The 14885-nt window shown below is 57.8% G+C and carries 10 protein-coding genes and 1 pseudogene; 7 read left to right on the top strand and 4 right to left on the bottom strand.

Annotated features, from left to right (window positions below):
• Positions 1-144 precede the first annotated feature (144 nt).
• Together WG891_RS00165 and rapA are read left to right on the top strand one after the other, a co-directional pair.
• Positions 145-2511 (top strand): DNA polymerase II, encoded by a 2367-nt coding sequence (locus WG891_RS00165; RefSeq protein WP_337261122.1) that lies wholly within the window; start codon positions 145-147, stop codon positions 2509-2511.
• Between the two features lie 386 nt (positions 2512-2897).
• Positions 2898-5804 (top strand): RNA polymerase-associated protein RapA, encoded by a 2907-nt coding sequence (rapA, locus tag WG891_RS00160; protein WP_337261121.1) that lies wholly within the window; start codon positions 2898-2900, stop codon positions 5802-5804.
• A 199-nt stretch (positions 5805-6003) separates the two neighbouring features.
• Here the strand turns inward: rapA and WG891_RS00155 are convergent.
• Both WG891_RS00155 and WG891_RS00150 read right to left on the bottom strand, forming a co-directional pair.
• Positions 6004-6228 (bottom strand): annotated as a pseudogene (locus WG891_RS00155) (3-oxoadipyl-CoA thiolase); the annotation flags it as partial.
• 380 nt (positions 6229-6608) lie between these two features.
• Complete coding sequence (locus WG891_RS00150; protein ID WP_337261120.1) at positions 6609-6743, bottom strand: hypothetical protein; 135 nt, start codon at positions 6741-6743, stop codon at positions 6609-6611.
• A 65-nt stretch (positions 6744-6808) separates the two neighbouring features.
• On the opposite strand from WG891_RS00150, the gene WG891_RS00145 reads away from it, so the two are divergent.
• Genes WG891_RS00145 through WG891_RS00125 form a run of 5 tightly spaced genes read left to right on the top strand, consistent with a single transcriptional unit; the run spans position 6809 to position 11260 of the window.
• Complete coding sequence (locus tag WG891_RS00145) at positions 6809-7978, top strand: ABC transporter substrate-binding protein (protein ID WP_337261119.1); 1170 nt, start codon at positions 6809-6811, stop codon at positions 7976-7978.
• A 45-nt stretch (positions 7979-8023) separates the two neighbouring features.
• Positions 8024-8896, top strand: coding sequence for a branched-chain amino acid ABC transporter permease (locus WG891_RS00140; RefSeq protein ID WP_076942556.1), 873 nt, complete (start codon positions 8024-8026; stop codon positions 8894-8896).
• Positions 8897-8903: 7 nt separating this feature from the next.
• Positions 8904-9863 carry a branched-chain amino acid ABC transporter permease gene (locus WG891_RS00135; protein WP_337261118.1) on the top strand — a complete coding sequence of 320 codons (960 nt, stop codon included), beginning with the start codon at positions 8904-8906 and terminating at the stop codon, positions 9861-9863.
• Positions 9850-10566: an ABC transporter ATP-binding protein gene (locus tag WG891_RS00130; protein WP_337261117.1), complete on the top strand. Its 717-nt coding sequence runs from the start codon at positions 9850-9852 to the stop codon at positions 10564-10566. Before WG891_RS00135 ends, WG891_RS00130 begins: the two co-directional genes overlap by 14 nt.
• Positions 10559-11260 (top strand): ABC transporter ATP-binding protein, encoded by a 702-nt coding sequence (locus WG891_RS00125; protein ID WP_337261116.1) that lies wholly within the window; start codon positions 10559-10561, stop codon positions 11258-11260. The genes WG891_RS00130 and WG891_RS00125 overlap by 8 nt, the downstream gene beginning before the upstream one ends.
• A gap of 269 nt (positions 11261-11529) precedes the next feature.
• On the opposite strand, the gene WG891_RS00120 is transcribed toward WG891_RS00125, so the two are convergent.
• Positions 11530-13716, bottom strand: a complete 2187-nt coding sequence (locus tag WG891_RS00120) for a 3-hydroxyacyl-CoA dehydrogenase NAD-binding domain-containing protein (protein ID WP_337261115.1) — start codon at positions 13714-13716, stop codon at positions 11530-11532.
• Positions 13706-14836: a CaiB/BaiF CoA transferase family protein gene (locus tag WG891_RS00115; protein WP_337261114.1), complete on the bottom strand. Its 1131-nt coding sequence runs from the start codon at positions 14834-14836 to the stop codon at positions 13706-13708. The genes WG891_RS00120 and WG891_RS00115 overlap by 11 nt, the downstream gene beginning before the upstream one ends.
• Between the last annotated feature and the right edge of the window lie 49 nt (positions 14837-14885).

The following is a 14885-nucleotide window of genomic DNA, read 5'->3' as shown; positions in this document are numbered from 1 at the left end:
AGGATTCTCCGGCTCACCTCACAGCGAGTCAATCAATGAATTAGCGCCGTTTTGGTCGGGTGAGGCAAAACCGAACAATCACTGTATAAAAAACCATGGTATAATAGTGATTCCCTACGATAAGCATAGTCATTTAGGAACGGTGTGGGATCTCTCCAACAAGGCTTCATACTCACTCGCCACTGGCGCGACACTCCGGCCGGTACCGAAGTCGAATTCTGGCTGGCGACCGACCGCGGGCCACAGCAGCTTAAACTGGCAGCGCAAACCTCGGTGGCCTTTATCCCCGCCGAGCAGCAGGCGCGCGCCGAATTACTGCTGCGCGAAGAACGCCATGTCGAACTGAAACCCCTGCCGCTGCTGGACTTTCACTCCCGCCCGGTGCTCGGCCTTTACTGCCGCCAACATCGCCAGCTCATCAAGCTGGAGAAACTGCTGAGAGAAGGCGGCATCAGCGTTTTTGAGGCCGATATCCGCCCGCCCGAACGCTATCTGATGGAGCGTTTTATCACCGCTCCGGTGTGGTTCAGCGGCCAGGCTGATGGTAAAGGCTCATTGTTCAACGGCCAGATGAAACCAGCACCGGACTACCGCCCAACTCTTAAGCTGGTCTCGTTGGACATCGAAACCACCGCCCATGGTGAGCTTTACTCCATCGCGCTGGAAGGCTGCGGCCAACGCCAGGTCTACATGCTCGGCCCGGCCAATGGCGGCAATGAAGCGCTGGATTTCGATCTGGAATACTGCAACAGCCGCCCACAGCTGCTGGAACGGTTGAATCAGTGGCTGGAACAGCACGATCCCGATGCGATTATCGGTTGGAACCTGGTGCAGTTTGATCTGCGGGTGTTGCAAAAGCATGCCGAACGCTACCAGATCCCGCTACGCTTTGGCCGGGGCGGCAACCTGCTGGAGTGGCGCGAACACGGTTTCAAGCAAAACCACTTTTTCGCCAGCGCCGCCGGGCGCTTGATTATCGACGGTATCGAAGCGTTGAAATCAGCAACCTGGAACTTCCCCTCTTTCAGCCTGGAGTCGGTGTCGCAAACGTTGCTGGGCGAAGGCAAAGCGATCGACAATCCTTACCAGCGCATGGCCGAAATCGATCGGCGCTTCGCCGAAGATAAGCCGGCGCTGGCGCGTTATAACCTGAAAGACTGCGAATTAGTCACACGCATCTTTGCCAAAACCGAGCTGCTGACCTTCTTGCTGGAACGCGCCACCGTCACCGGGCTGGCGGCCGATCGCAGCGGCGGATCGGTGGCGGCGTTCAGCCACCTGTATATCCCGCGCATGCACCGGCAGGGCTACGTGGCCCCTAATCTGGGGGAACTGCCAGAGGAACACAGCCCCGGCGGCTTTGTGATGGACTCACAGCCCGGCCTGTATGATTCGGTTCTGGTGCTGGATTACAAAAGCCTGTACCCGTCGATCATCCGCACTTTTCTGATCGATCCGGTCGGGCTGGTGGAAGGCATGCAGCACCCTGACGATGCCGATTCCGTTCCCGGCTTTCGCCAGGCGCGTTTTTCGCGCAGCAAGCACTGCCTGCCGGAGATCGTCAACCAGATCTGGCAGGGGCGTGAAGCGGGCAAACGCCAGCAGAATAAGCCGCTGTCGCAGGCGCTGAAGATCATCATGAACGCCTTTTACGGCGTGCTGGGCTCGAGCGGGTGTCGTTTCTTCGATCCGCGCCTGGCTTCGTCGATCACCCTGCGCGGCCATGAGATCATGCGCCAGACGCGGGAACTGATCGAGGCACAAGGCTATCAGGTGATCTACGGCGATACCGACTCGACCTTCGTCTGGCTGAAGCAAGCGCACAGCGATCCACAGGCAACAGAGATTGGCCGCCAGCTGGTCGCACACGTCAACCAGTGGTGGCAGCAGCACCTGCAACAGCAGTACGGGCTGGAAAACGCGCTGGAGCTGGAGTTTGAAACCCATTACTCACGCTTTCTGATGCCCACCATCCGCGGTGCGGAACAGGGCAGCAAAAAGCGTTATGCAGGGCTGATTGCCAAACCGGACGGCAGCGAACAGATGGTGTATAAAGGCCTGGAAACCGTGCGCACCGACTGGACCCCGCTGGCGCAACAGTTCCAGCAGCAGCTTTACCGGCTGATTTTCAAGCAGTTGCCCTACCAGGATTTTGTTCGTGACTACGTGGCTAAAACGCTCAACGGTGAATTTGACGATCAGTTGGTCTACCGCAAGCGCCTGCGGCGTAAGCTGAGCGATTACCAGCGTAACGTGCCGCCTCATGTGCGCGCAGCGCGCATCGCCGACGACTATAACCGCCAGCAAGGGCGGCCGTTGCAGTATCAGAACGGGGGATGGATCAGCTACGTGATGACCCTCGCCGGGCCAGAACCGCTGGAAACGCAACATTCACCGATTGATTACGATCATTATCTCGAACGTCAGCTACAACCGGTAGCAGACGCTATACTTCCATTTCTGCACGACGATTTCACCACATTGGTGACCGGGCAGATGGGGCTATTCTGATATTATTCTTACCAGCCAAGCTATAGAAAGAGGTCAGAAAAATCATCGGGTTTTGCAGGTGACGAATGCGTCGCCTTCCATTACCATAGCGCCCTTCCCAAATTCTGAACCATTCACCGTGCCGTATTGATGACGTATTCATGGTGTTAATAGCTATTGCCCGTCAAATGAAAACAAATCGGGAATAGCGTAACGACGGTCAGTTAAGCAGAAAGTGCATCACCATTCGGCACAGTGCTGAAAGTTGCGCCCCCTCTCCCCAAGGAGAGGGAATTGGTTAGTCTTAACTGACCAGCATTAGAGAATAAAAAAACATTTGAAACAGGTCGCCAGTCCCCACCTGCCTGGCGATAAGACTTACTTAATAAGAATCGAGCCGACAAACTATGCCTTTTACACTTGGTCAACGCTGGATCAGCGATACGGAAAGCGAATTGGGACTGGGAACTGTGGTAGCGCTGGATGTGCGTATGGTCACCCTGCTTTTCCCCGCCACTGGCGAAAACCGCCTCTATGCCAGAAACGACTCGCCGATCACCCGCGTGATGTTCAATCCGGGTGATACCATCAGCCATCATGAAGGCTGGCAGTTGCAGGTAGAGGAAGTCAAAGAGGAAAACGGCCTGCTGACCTATATCGGCCTACGCATGGATACCCAGGAAGCAGGGGTTGCCATGCGCGAAGTACTGCTGGACAGCAAACTGACCTTCAGCAAACCACAGGACCGCCTGTTTGCCGGCCAGATCGACCGTATGGATCGTTTTGCGCTGCGCTTTCGCGCACGTAAATACCAGAGTGAGCAGTACCGCCTGCCGTTCGCTGGCCTGCGCGGTATGCGCGCCAGCCTGATCCCACACCAGTTACACATCGCCTATGAAGTCGGCCAGCGCCATGCGCCGCGCGTGCTGCTGGCGGATGAAGTTGGCCTGGGTAAAACCATCGAAGCCGGGATGATCATTCACCAGCAACTGCTGGCCGGCCGCGCCGAACGCGTGCTGATCGTGGTGCCGGAAACCCTGCAACACCAGTGGCTGGTCGAGATGATGCGCCGCTTCAACCTCTATTTCTCACTGTTCGACGACAGCCGCTATTCCGAAGCGATGCTGGATAGTAGCAACCCGTTCGAAACCGAACAGTTGGTGATCTGCTCGCTGGATTTCGTGCGCCGCAACAAACAGCGCCTTGAGCAGTTGGCCGACGCCCATTGGGATCTGCTGGTGGTGGACGAAGCTCACCATCTGGCCTGGAGTGAAGAGGCTCCCAGCCGTGAATATCAGGTGATCGAGCAGTTGGCGGAACATATCCCCGGCGTGCTGCTGCTGACCGCAACCCCTGAGCAGCTTGGCCAGCAAAGCCATTTCGCCCGTTTGCGCCTGCTGGATCCGAGCCGTTTCCATGATTACGAAGAATTTGTCACCGAGCAGCAGAAATATCGCCCGGTCGCCGATGCGGTCACGCTGCTGCTGAGCGGCGAACGCCTGGCCGACGATAAACTCAACCTGCTGGGCGAACTGATTGACGAACAGGACATTGAGCCGTTGCTCAAAGCGGCCAACAGCGACAGCGATAACAGCGTGCAGGCGCGCCAGGAACTGGTCACTATGCTGATGGATCGCCATGGCACCAGCCGCGTGCTGTTCCGTAACACCCGCAACGGGGTGAAGGGCTTCCCGCGCCGCAACCTGCATCAGATCAAGCTGCCGCTGCCAGCCCAGTATCAGACGGCGATCAAAGTCTCCAGCATTATGGGGGCGAAGAAAAGCGTCGAAGCCCGCGCCCGCGATATGCTGTACCCCGAGCAGATTTATCAGGAATTCGAAGGGGAAAATGCCACCTGGTGGAACTTTGACCCGCGCGTGGAATGGCTGCTGGACTACCTGATCGCCAACCGCCATGAAAAAGTGCTGGTGATTTGTGCTAAAGCCGACACCGCGCTGCAACTGGAGCAGGTGTTGCGTGAGCGGGAAGCGATCCGCGCCGCCGTGTTCCACGAAGGGCTGACGATTATCGAGCGCGATCGCGCCGCCGCCTACTTCGCCTCACAAGAAGAAGGGGCGCAGGTGCTGCTGTGTTCTGAAATCGGTTCCGAAGGACGTAACTTCCAGTTTGCCAGCCAGATGGTGATGTTCGATCTGCCGTTCAACCCAGACCTGCTGGAACAGCGTATCGGCCGCCTGGATCGTATCGGCCAGATGCACGATATTCAGATTATGGTGCCTTACCTGGAAGACACCGCGCAGGCGATATTGGGGCGTTGGTTCCACGAAGGGCTGGATGCCTTCGAGCACACCTGCCCGACCGGCCGCCCTATTTACGACAGCAGCTACGAGCAGTTGATTGGTTACTTGGCAGCGCCAACCGAGCAGGAAGGGCTGGACGAGTTTATCCACGCCTGCCGCCAGCAACACAATCAACTCAAGGCGCAGTTGGAACAGGGGCGCGATCGGTTGCTGGAAATGCACTCCAACGGCGGTGAAAAAGCCCTGGCGCTGGCAGAAGCGATTGCCGCACAGGACAACGACATCAATCTGGTGAGTTTTGCCCTTAACCTGTTCGACATCGTCGGCATTAATCAGGAAGACCGCAGCGATAACCTGATCGTGTTGACGCCGTCAGACCATATGCTGGTGCCGGATTTCCCGGGCTTGCCGCAGGATGGCTGCACCGTGACTTTCGATCGCGATCAGGCGCTGTCGCGGGAAGATGCCCAGTTCGTCAGTTGGGAACACCCGATTATCCGCAACGGCCTGGACCTGATCCTGTCTGGTGATACCGGCAGTTGTGCGGTATCCCTGCTGAAGAACAAGTCGCTGCCGGTGGGAACGCTGCTGGTGGAACTGGTGTATGTGGTCGAGGCGCAGGCGCCGAAACACCTGCAGCTGACCCGCTTCCTGCCCCCCACGCCAATCCGTATGCTGATGGATCGTAAAGGCACCAATCTGGCGGCACAGGTGGAGTTCGAAAGCTTTAACCGCCAGTTGAACGCGGTGAACCGCCACACTTCCAGCAAGCTGGTGAATGCGGTGCAGCAGGACGTGCACGCGATGCTGCAACAGGCTGAAAGCCTGGTGGAAGCGCAGGCACGCGAACTGATCGAACTGGCCAAGCAGGAAGCCGATGACAAGCTGAGTACCGAGCTGGCACGCCTGGAAGCCCTGAAAGCGGTTAACCCGAACATCCGCGACGACGAAGTGGAAGCGTTGGAGTTCAACCGCAAGCAGGTGCTGGCCAACCTCAACGAAGCAGGCTGGCGCTTGGATGCCATCCGTCTGGTGGTGGTCACTCACCAGTAATCACCCAAGGGGTTTTCGACTCTAATGTTTAGTTCCCTCTCCCTTGGGGAGAGGGTTAGGGTGAGGGGACGATCACCGCACGACTTGCCCCTCACCCCAGCCCTCTCCCACAGGGAGAGGGGGCGACGCCTTTAGCAATTGATACGTGATTATGTCGCTTTGCGCTTAACTAACCAGCATGAGAGTTTCAGTTCCCCATTTACTCCCCAACACGCTCCAGAATCCCCTGCCCGACGCCGATGCACAGGGTGCAGAGCGCATAACGCCCCTTACGCCGCTCCAATTCCAGAGTTGCCGTCTACGCTAAACGTGCCCCGCTCATGCCTAAAGGATGCCCCAAGGCGATAGTCCCACCATTCGGATTCACCTGCTCGGCATCATCAGGCTGCCCCAACTGGCGTAATACCACTAGAGGGATCGCAGCGAGATCATCGGTACGCAAGCATGCCAGCGCTCCGGCATAGCGGCCTATAGGCATGCGTACACCATCACAGATAAACGCATGCTGCATAGCATTTTCCTCTATAAAAACCTGACGTTACGCGACTCACGCGCCGCTGCTGAGAACTATAAACCTGCGCGGTGGGAACAACGCGCTGTGAGCTAGGCATTTAAACAAATAGCCATTATTTGCAACATATATCTAACTTTTGATTATTTTTGGTAACATTATTTTGTATAAATTATTTCATTATGTCTATATTAATCGAGAATGACATCGTTATTCACCTGCAATGCCCATGAGTAAACCCTGTCTTTAGCCAACACCAGAGAAACAGGAACGCTTCTGTGCCGTGCTCATTACTACGGCACCAGCGTTGCGCAAATCAAAATAAACAGGCTGCCGTTGCTCGGAACCAACAGGCACCAAGATGTGGGCAAGTAACAACTGAAGTAACCCTCGACGGCATGGCCAAGCCAGCGCTTGGCCAGGTTCATGGAGCACTGTCCCTGCAACTTGTAAGAGCAAGGGGATGAAAAAAACCGTTATTCTGGGAGGAACGATGAACTTAACAAAATGGCTCACCATTAGCTTGTCGTGCATCGCTGCACTGACAGCCCAATCGCCCGCCCACGCGGCGGAATACCAGGTCGGTGAAGTGATCTCACTGACCGGAGTGAATGCCCGCGGTGGCACGGGTATGCATGAAGGGATCAAAGTCGCGGAAGCGGTGTTTAACCAGCGCCCCGGCAGCGTAAAGATCAAGATCCAGACGATCGACGATGAATCCTCACCGGCTAAAGCGGTGGCGGCGGTAGAAAGATTAGCCGCCAATAACGTGGTCGCCATTACCGGTGGAGCCACCTCTGATATCGTTGGGCCTGCCGCCACCGCCAGCGATAAGCTGGGGCTGCCCTTTATGACCTCGGGGGGCACCAGCAGTGAGTTTCTCACCCAAGGCTTCCACTCTTTCTTTCGCATCAACAACACCACCGGCTATGTCAAAGCGATGGCTGGCCTGCTGGATACCATGCAGATCAACAAGCTGGCCATCATCTATTCCACCAAGAAATCCACCAGCGAAATGGCGCGCATGATGCAGCAACAGATGGCCGAGAAAGGCGTCACGGTCACCATGCACCCCTTTGAAGCCACCACGGTGGATTTCAAGCCGATTATCAACAAGATCAAACTGCAAGATCGGCCGGATGCCATCAACATGATTGGCTATGAGAACGATTATGTCGGCATTTTGCGAGCCACCAGAGTGCTTCGGCCGCCGGTGAAGGCCATGGTCGGTGCCTGGCAGATCGCCACCGCCAAGATGTATCAGGACTTCCCTGACTTAGTCGACAAAACCTACGGTACCGAGATGCTGCCGGTTCCGGTCACCTTCAACCGGCCAGAAGGCCAGGCGTTTGAGGCCGCGTTCCGCAAACTCTACCCGCATGAGCCAGATTACCTTTCACAGTACGGTTTTGTGCAGGGCATGTTGCTGTTCGAAGCCATCGCCCGGGCAGAAGCGGCAGGCACGCTGGAGAAAGGCGGCATTGCCCAGGAACTGCGCTCTACCGCGGTGGACACCATCATTGGCCAGGTACGCTTCAGCGCGCAGGGGGACAATGAGGAATTCATGCAGAACATCGGCCAACACCAAAAGGGGAAAATCGCCATTGTCTGGCCTGCGAGCGCCGCCACGGGGACCATGGAATTTCCAGGAACGCCTTGGTAAAGCCGTGCTGTCTGGATGTTCACCCCACCTGAATAAGAGGTGTGCATGACTGAATTATTGCTTCAATCGTTATATTCCGGCCTGCTGGCGGGCAGTGTGTACGCCCTGGTTGCACTGGGGCTGGCGCTGGTGTTTGGCATTATGCGGCTGGTGAATCTGGCGCATGGCGAGCTGGTGCTGCTGGCAGGCTATATTGCCTATACCTTCGAGTCGTCTACCGGTTTCGGGCCGCTCTGGTCAATCCCGCTGGCGTTTGTGGTGGTGTGTGCCGCCGCGCTCGGGATCTATGCGCTGCTCAGCCGCATCAAGATCGACCGGGAACTCAACTCACTGCTGTTAACCTATGGCGTGGGCGTGATTCTCACCAACCTGATCCTGCTGATCTGGAATGCCAATATCCGCTCCAGCAGCTCAGTGTGGTTACAGGAGCCGATCGTGATCGGCGATCTGTATGCCATGCAGGGTGAACTGGTAGCGTTCGTGATGAGCCTGCTGTTACTGGTTCTGCTCTGGAAATGGCTGGCACGCAGCTGGTATGGCCGCGCAGTGCGGGCGGTTTCCAGCCACCGCGAAGCCGCGATGCTGATGGGGATCAACCCGAAACAGACCGAGATGATCTCATTCCTGCTGGCAGGGATGATGGCCTCGGTGGCCGGGGTAGCGATCTACTGCACCCGGGTGATCCAGCCCTCGTTAGGGGAAGCGCTGACCATTAAGGCGTTCATTATTACCGTGCTGGCGGGGATCGGTTCTATTCCTGGCGTGTTAGTGGGGGCGATTGTGATCGGTGTGGCTGAAGCCATGAGCGCCACCCTGCTCAACCCGGCCTGGCAGGACTTAATCAGTATGGGGCTGTTCCTGCTGGTACTGTTCCTGCGTCCTAATGGTTTGTTCGGCGCAGTACGGCGTCAGGGATAATGCGATCATGATGAAATCATTGATTAACCTAATGTGGTTCCCGTTACTGCTGGCAATCCTGGTGCCCGCCATCTGGTCTCAGCAACCCTATGTCCTGAGCATGTTTACCGATGCCCTGACGATCGGCGCCTTGGCACTGGCCTGGGCGATGTTGGGTAACCTCGGCGGCATGGTCAGCTTTGGCCACTCGGCCTTCTTCGGCACCGGTGCCTATATCTCGTCCATGCTGGCGATGAACAGCGGTATGCCGGTGCTGCTCTCGATGCTGTGCGGGGGCTTGGCCGCGGCGGTCACCACCTTGCTGATGCTGCCCACCCTGCGCCTGAAAGGCACCTATTTTGCCTTGGCCATCCTGGCCTATTCGCAAATCTTTCGGGTGCTGGCCGTTCAGCTCGAGGGGATCACCGGCGGTTCAGCGGGGCTATCCGGTATCTCCTCGTTGCCCAACGTGATGGGATTTGCCCTGAGCAGCAAGCTCGGTGTCTATTACGTGATCCTGGCGCTGGTGACGCTGTTTTTACTGATTTATGCCGCCTTGGCGCGCAGCGATTACGGCTTGGCGTTGAAAGCGATGCACGACTCAGAAGCCGCCACCCAGGTGGTTGGGGTGAACAGCCTGCTGCTGAAAGCGCTGGTGCTGTTGCTGTCTGCCTTTATGACCGGGCTGGTCGGGGCATTCAACGCACACCATATGAATTTCCTCGAACCCGATTACGCGTTCAACGCCTCCTGGGTGATTGTGCCGATCATCGCGGCGATCTTCGGCGGTTTCCGTTCACTGAATGGCCCGCTGATCGGCGCTTTGGTGGTCTATTTAACCGACCAGTTGCTGTTCAAAGTCCTGTTCCCTACCGGGCACCAGATGATCCTGGGCGGATTACTGGTGGTGATGATCCTGATCAGCCCGCGCGGCCTGTTACCGCTGTTACGTTCAGCCCAAAGGAGGTTCTATCGTGCTAAAGCTTGACGGAGTCAGCGTGTTATTCGGCGCGGTTACCGCCATCGATAATGTGTCTTTGATGGTGGGACAAAACGAAATCGTCGGGTTGGTTGGCCCGAACGGCGCGGGCAAAACCACGCTGTTTAACGCCATTTCCGGCCTGGTGCAACCCACCGCTGGCACACTCAGTTTCCATGGCACTCCCTTGGGCCAGCGGGGTGGGATCCATCGCCGCGCTCGTCTGGGAATTGGCCGTACTTTCCAAGTACCGCAGCCGATGCATGAACTGAGCGTGATGGAAAATGTGCGGGTGGCGCAACGTTTTGCCACCGGTAAGGTCAATCTTGCCCGGCTGAGGGACATTCTGGAACTGGTCGGCCTGCATGATAAAGCCGAACGCGACGCCGCCACCGAGCTCTCGCTCAGCGAACTGAAAGCGCTGGAAGTCGCCAAGGCCCTCGCCACCGAACCGCAGCTGCTGTTGCTTGACGAGGTGCTGGCCGGGCTGGAAACCAGCGGTAAAAAACGCTTTCAACAGATGCTGGGGCGGATCCATGCCGAATACGGCTTGAGCATTCTGCTGATCGAACACGATCTGGAAACGGTCACAGCGCTGTGCCAACGCGTGTGGATCCTCAACTTTGGCCGCCTGATCGCAGATGGCACGCCAACCCAGGTGTTCAACGATCCTGTGGTGATCCGCAGCTATACCGGAGAGGCCTATGCTTAACATTCAACAGGTGCGCGGTGGCTACGGCGCGATCAATATTCTGTGGGACATTTCGCTGCAGACCCAGCCAGGGACGGTCACCGCCATCGTCGGGCCGAACGGCGCGGGCAAGACCACGCTGCTGAAAACCATCGCCGGGCTGCTGCCGTTAAAACAGGGGCAGATTACCTATCAGAACATCGACGTCGGTAAACTTTCCCCCTGGCATGCCAAGCGCAGCGGCCTGGCGCTGATCCCGGAAGGGCGCATGATTTTCCGCGATATGACGGTCGAAGATAACCTGATTATGGGGGCCTTTCAGAAGGCCAGCCGCCAGCATGTGAAACCGCGTCTGGCAGAAGTTTATGCCATGTTTCCACGCCTGGCCGAACGGCAGAAGCAGTTAGCGGGCGTGCTTTCCGGCGGGGAGGCGCAAATGCTGGCGGTGGGCCGCTGTTTAATGTCCGATCCCAGTATGATCCTGATCGACGAGCCTTCTTTGGGCTTAGCCCCGGTGGTGGTTCACGAGCTGTTTGCCTGCTTTGCCCGCCTGCGCGAGCATGGCAAAACCCTGTTGCTGGTGGAGCAGAACACTCAGTTGTCGATCAAGCTGGCCGATCGGGTCTGCCTAATGCGCAGCGGTAAGATGATCTTTACCAAAGCGGCCAACGATATTGATATGGAGGAGTTGCACCGGGCTTATTTTGGGCATTGAGTGTTGCCAGGCGCGAGTATTTATTTCGGTCGCTAAACCTTTTGCGTTTATTAAGCAAAGCGGTGAACGCGACCGAGCTGGGGGCTCAAGAGCCAGCCCCCAGCACCCCGGCCCTTGCCATATCAGGCGACCGCTGCGCGGTTACCCTCACTCCGCCACAGCGCATCACATCCGGCGACGGTGGTGTAGCGAAGGCACCCGCGCAGCGGGCAGGCCATGTTAAGCGTTGGCGCGGGTGCAGGGCCCCGCCTTGGGCCCTGCAATTGCCGCTAGCCCTCGCTTCGTAGTATTGGCTCTGTTTCCATTACACCTGGCTTATATAGACGAACACATTGTGGTTGTTCTGCATTAAGACTGGCAAATGTCTGCCCTTGCTCCACCAAACGGATAAGCAACGGTGAAGGACGCCAAAACTGCGGATCTTCGGCGGAAAAGGCGTTGATATCATCCAATACCCGCGCCAAACCAATCTTATCCGCATAATACAACGGCCCGCCGCGATAACGCGGGAAGCCGTAACCGGCCAGCAGCACCACATCAACGTCCAATGGGCGCAGCGCAATGCCCTCTTCCAGCAGATTAGCACCTTCGTTAATCATCGCCGCCAGATAGCGACGCACGATCTCTTCGGCGCTGAAGGGCCGCGGCGTGACGCCCGCACGCTCGCGCTCACGGGCGACAATCTCCAGCACCGCCGGATCCTGCACCCCATGGTTTGAACCAGGCTCATAACGATACCAACCGCGCCAGCTTTTTTGCCCGAACCAACCCTGTTCACACAGGCGATCGGCAATCTGCACATAGCGCTCCTGCGGATCCCGCTCGGGTGCCCGGCGCTTGCGCGTCGCCCAAGCAATATCACCACCGGCCACGTCGAGGATCTGAAAAGGCCCCATGGCAAAACCGAATTCACGTACTGCGGTGTCGATTTGATACGGCGAAGCGCCGTCCTCCAGCATTGCCTCTGCCGCCCGCCGGTAGACGGACATGATGCGGTTGCCGATAAAACCGTCGCAGATGCCGGTACGCACCGGAATTTTACCGAGCCTGCGGGCCAGCACCAAAGCACTGGCAATCACCTCAGCCGCTGCCTGCGGTGGCACCACGATCTCCAGCAGGCGCATCACCGGTGCTGGGGAAAAGAAGTGTAAGCCGATAACCGCTTGCGGCCTGTTGGTCACCGCTGCAATGGCGGCAATATCCAGATAAGAAGTATTGCTGGCCAGGATCGCGCCGGGCTTGCAGTGGCTATCTAACTGACGGAAAACCGCCTGCTTGGCCGCCAGATCCTCATACACCGCTTCAACCACCAAATCGGCCGTGGCCAAATTCTGGTATTCTGTGGTTCCGCGCAATTTCGCCAGGCGTGCGGCGGCGGCCGTAGCCGAAAGCCGCTTTTTATTCACCCGTTGACGATAAAACTCCTCTACTCGGCTCAGGCCCGCTGCCAGGCTCGGCTCATCACGTTCGAGCAAAGTGACCTGCAGATCCGCTTCCAGCATCACCACCGCAATACCCGCCCCCATGGTGCCGCCGCCAATCACCCCTGCCTGGCTAAAAGCAGCTATCGCCAACCCGGTGGTATCCGGCAGTTTGGCAGCGGCGCGTTCGGCCTGAAAGGCGTATAACAGGGCCCGATGCTGCGGGCTCGCCAGGCAGCGTTGGAATTGTGCGGCTTCAAACTGGCAACCTGCCGCAAACGGCTGTTCGCAGGCAGCGGCCACGCAGTCAATAATCAACGCCGGGGAAAACAGACCGCGAAACTGCGTTGGCAATTTGGTGCGCGCCGCATCAATCGCCGCCTGTTGGGCTGCCGAATCGGCAAGCCGGGTAGTGAGTTCACTGCTGCGGCGCACTCCACAGCGATCGGCCAGCAGTTCGTGGGCATAAACCAAGCCATCAACGCGGGCATCCAACCCCAGCCGATCCACCAGCCCCAGTTCTCGCGCCTGTTCGGCAGACAGCGGGCGGCCACTGAGCATCAGATCCAAAGCCGCTTCCGCCCCAATCAGCCGCACGCTGCGCTGGCTGCCCCCGGCCCCGGGCAGCAGCCCCAGATTAACTTCCGGCAACCCCAAACGACTGCCCTTGACCGCCAGCCGGTAATGCGCCGCCATGGCAATCTCTAACCCACCGCCCAAAGCATTTCCGTCGATAGCCGCAATCACCGGCTTCGCGCAGGCTTCGATTTGATCGCAGACCTCTCGCAGCAGCGGCGGCTGGCGCAGTTGATTGAATTCACGGATATCCGCCCCGGCAGCAAAGTTTTTTCCTGACCCCAGTAGCAGCAGCGCGTGGATTTGTTCCTCACTCTGCGCTTGCCGCAGCGCCGCCAGCAGCCCGCGACGCACGCGCAAACCCAACGCATTGACCGGTGGATTATCGAGGATCACAATCAGTATGTTGCCACTGCGTTCAAGATGCAGGCCCCGATCAGGCTGATGATTATCTGGCATTTTTTGCCTCCTCCGGCGTTCCCACCGGGGGCAGTAGCCGATAGCTGGCTGGAGTGCGGCTGAGTTTGATCGGCGAGGCGACCCCCGTATAGCTATCCCCCATCGTCACCACCATGCCACGGTGGCGGGTGTGCGGGTGCTGCAGTGCAGCCTCTATGTTCAGCAATGGTGCACTGGGCACGCCGCTGCGCAGCAACTGTTCAGCACATTCAACCCCTTCGCGATTGGCGAGCAGGGAAACCAGCGCGCTACGTAACTCAGCGCGATTCAGTGAACGCAATTTGGGCGTGGCGAAGCGCGGATCTTCACTCAGGGATGGTGCATCCAGGCACTGGCACAGCAGCGCAAACTGCTTGTCGTTGCCGACGCCGAGAAAGATCGGCACGCTGGCGCTGGGGAAAATATCATAAGGGTAGATATTGGCATGGGCATTACCCGAGCGCTGCGGCGGCTGCTGGTTGGCAAACCAGTTGGTGGAATAAGGGTGCAACAGCGATAAGCCGGTATCAAACAGGCTGGCCTCGACAAATTGCCCCAAGCCGCTGCGGGTGCGTTCATAAAGCGCCATCAAGATACCAATCACCGCATTCATCCCGGTAGCCTGATCGACCAGCGGCACGCCAACGCGCAGGGGTTCGCCGTCGGGCTCACCGTTAACGCTCATGATCCCGGTCATCGCCTGAATCGACGCATCGTAACCCACCAGGCCGCCTAATGGACCATCGGCACCAAAGCCGCTGACGCGGCAGTGGATCAGGCGCGGAAAACGCGCGGCCAGAGCCTCATAGCCGATGCCCCACTTCTCCATGGTGCCGGTCTTGAAATTTTCGATTAGCACATCAGCATCGGCCAACAGTTCGTACAGCGTTTGGCGAGCGCTTTCCTGCGATAAATCAAGGTACATCCCACGTTTGTTGCGGTTCAGGCCAATATAATACGCGGCCACTCCGGCCTGAAAAGGCGGCCCCCAGGTACGGGTTTCGTCACCCTGTGGCGGTTCGATCTTAAGCACATCGGCACCATGATCGCCCAACACCTGCCCACAATAGGGCCCGCCCAAGACGCGGGATAAATCGATAACGCGAAGACCGGCTAATGCGCCAGCGCTAGGAATGGTCATAACCGTTACTCCTGCAAGTATGGTTGCTTTGTGAAACCAGAGATCCCGG

It is taken from the genome of Serratia sp. MMO-28 (assembly GCF_037199905.1).
Taxonomy (GTDB): domain Bacteria; phylum Pseudomonadota; class Gammaproteobacteria; order Enterobacterales; family Enterobacteriaceae; genus Chania; species Chania oryzae.
Note: the sequence above shows the minus strand (reverse complement) of the source record. Positions and strands in the feature narration are given on the sequence as shown.

What these genes read in the sequence shown, in the direction of transcription:
- rapA (WP_337261121.1), top strand. Translation starts at nt 2,898, where the DNA reads ATGCCTTTTACACTTGGTCAACGCTGGATCAGCGATACGGAAAGCGAA.
- WG891_RS00150 (WP_337261120.1), bottom strand. Translation starts at nt 6,743, where the DNA reads ATGAACCTGGCCAAGCGCTGGCTTGGCCATGCCGTCGAGGGTTACTTC.
- WG891_RS00145 (WP_337261119.1), top strand. Translation starts at nt 6,809, where the DNA reads ATGAACTTAACAAAATGGCTCACCATTAGCTTGTCGTGCATCGCTGCA.
- WG891_RS00140 (WP_076942556.1), top strand. Translation starts at nt 8,024, where the DNA reads ATGACTGAATTATTGCTTCAATCGTTATATTCCGGCCTGCTGGCGGGC.
- WG891_RS00135 (WP_337261118.1), top strand. Translation starts at nt 8,904, where the DNA reads ATGATGAAATCATTGATTAACCTAATGTGGTTCCCGTTACTGCTGGCA.
- WG891_RS00125 (WP_337261116.1), top strand. Translation starts at nt 10,559, where the DNA reads ATGCTTAACATTCAACAGGTGCGCGGTGGCTACGGCGCGATCAATATT.
- WG891_RS00120 (WP_337261115.1), bottom strand. Translation starts at nt 13,716, where the DNA reads ATGCCAGATAATCATCAGCCTGATCGGGGCCTGCATCTTGAACGCAGT.
- WG891_RS00115 (WP_337261114.1), bottom strand. Translation starts at nt 14,836, where the DNA reads ATGACCATTCCTAGCGCTGGCGCATTAGCCGGTCTTCGCGTTATCGAT.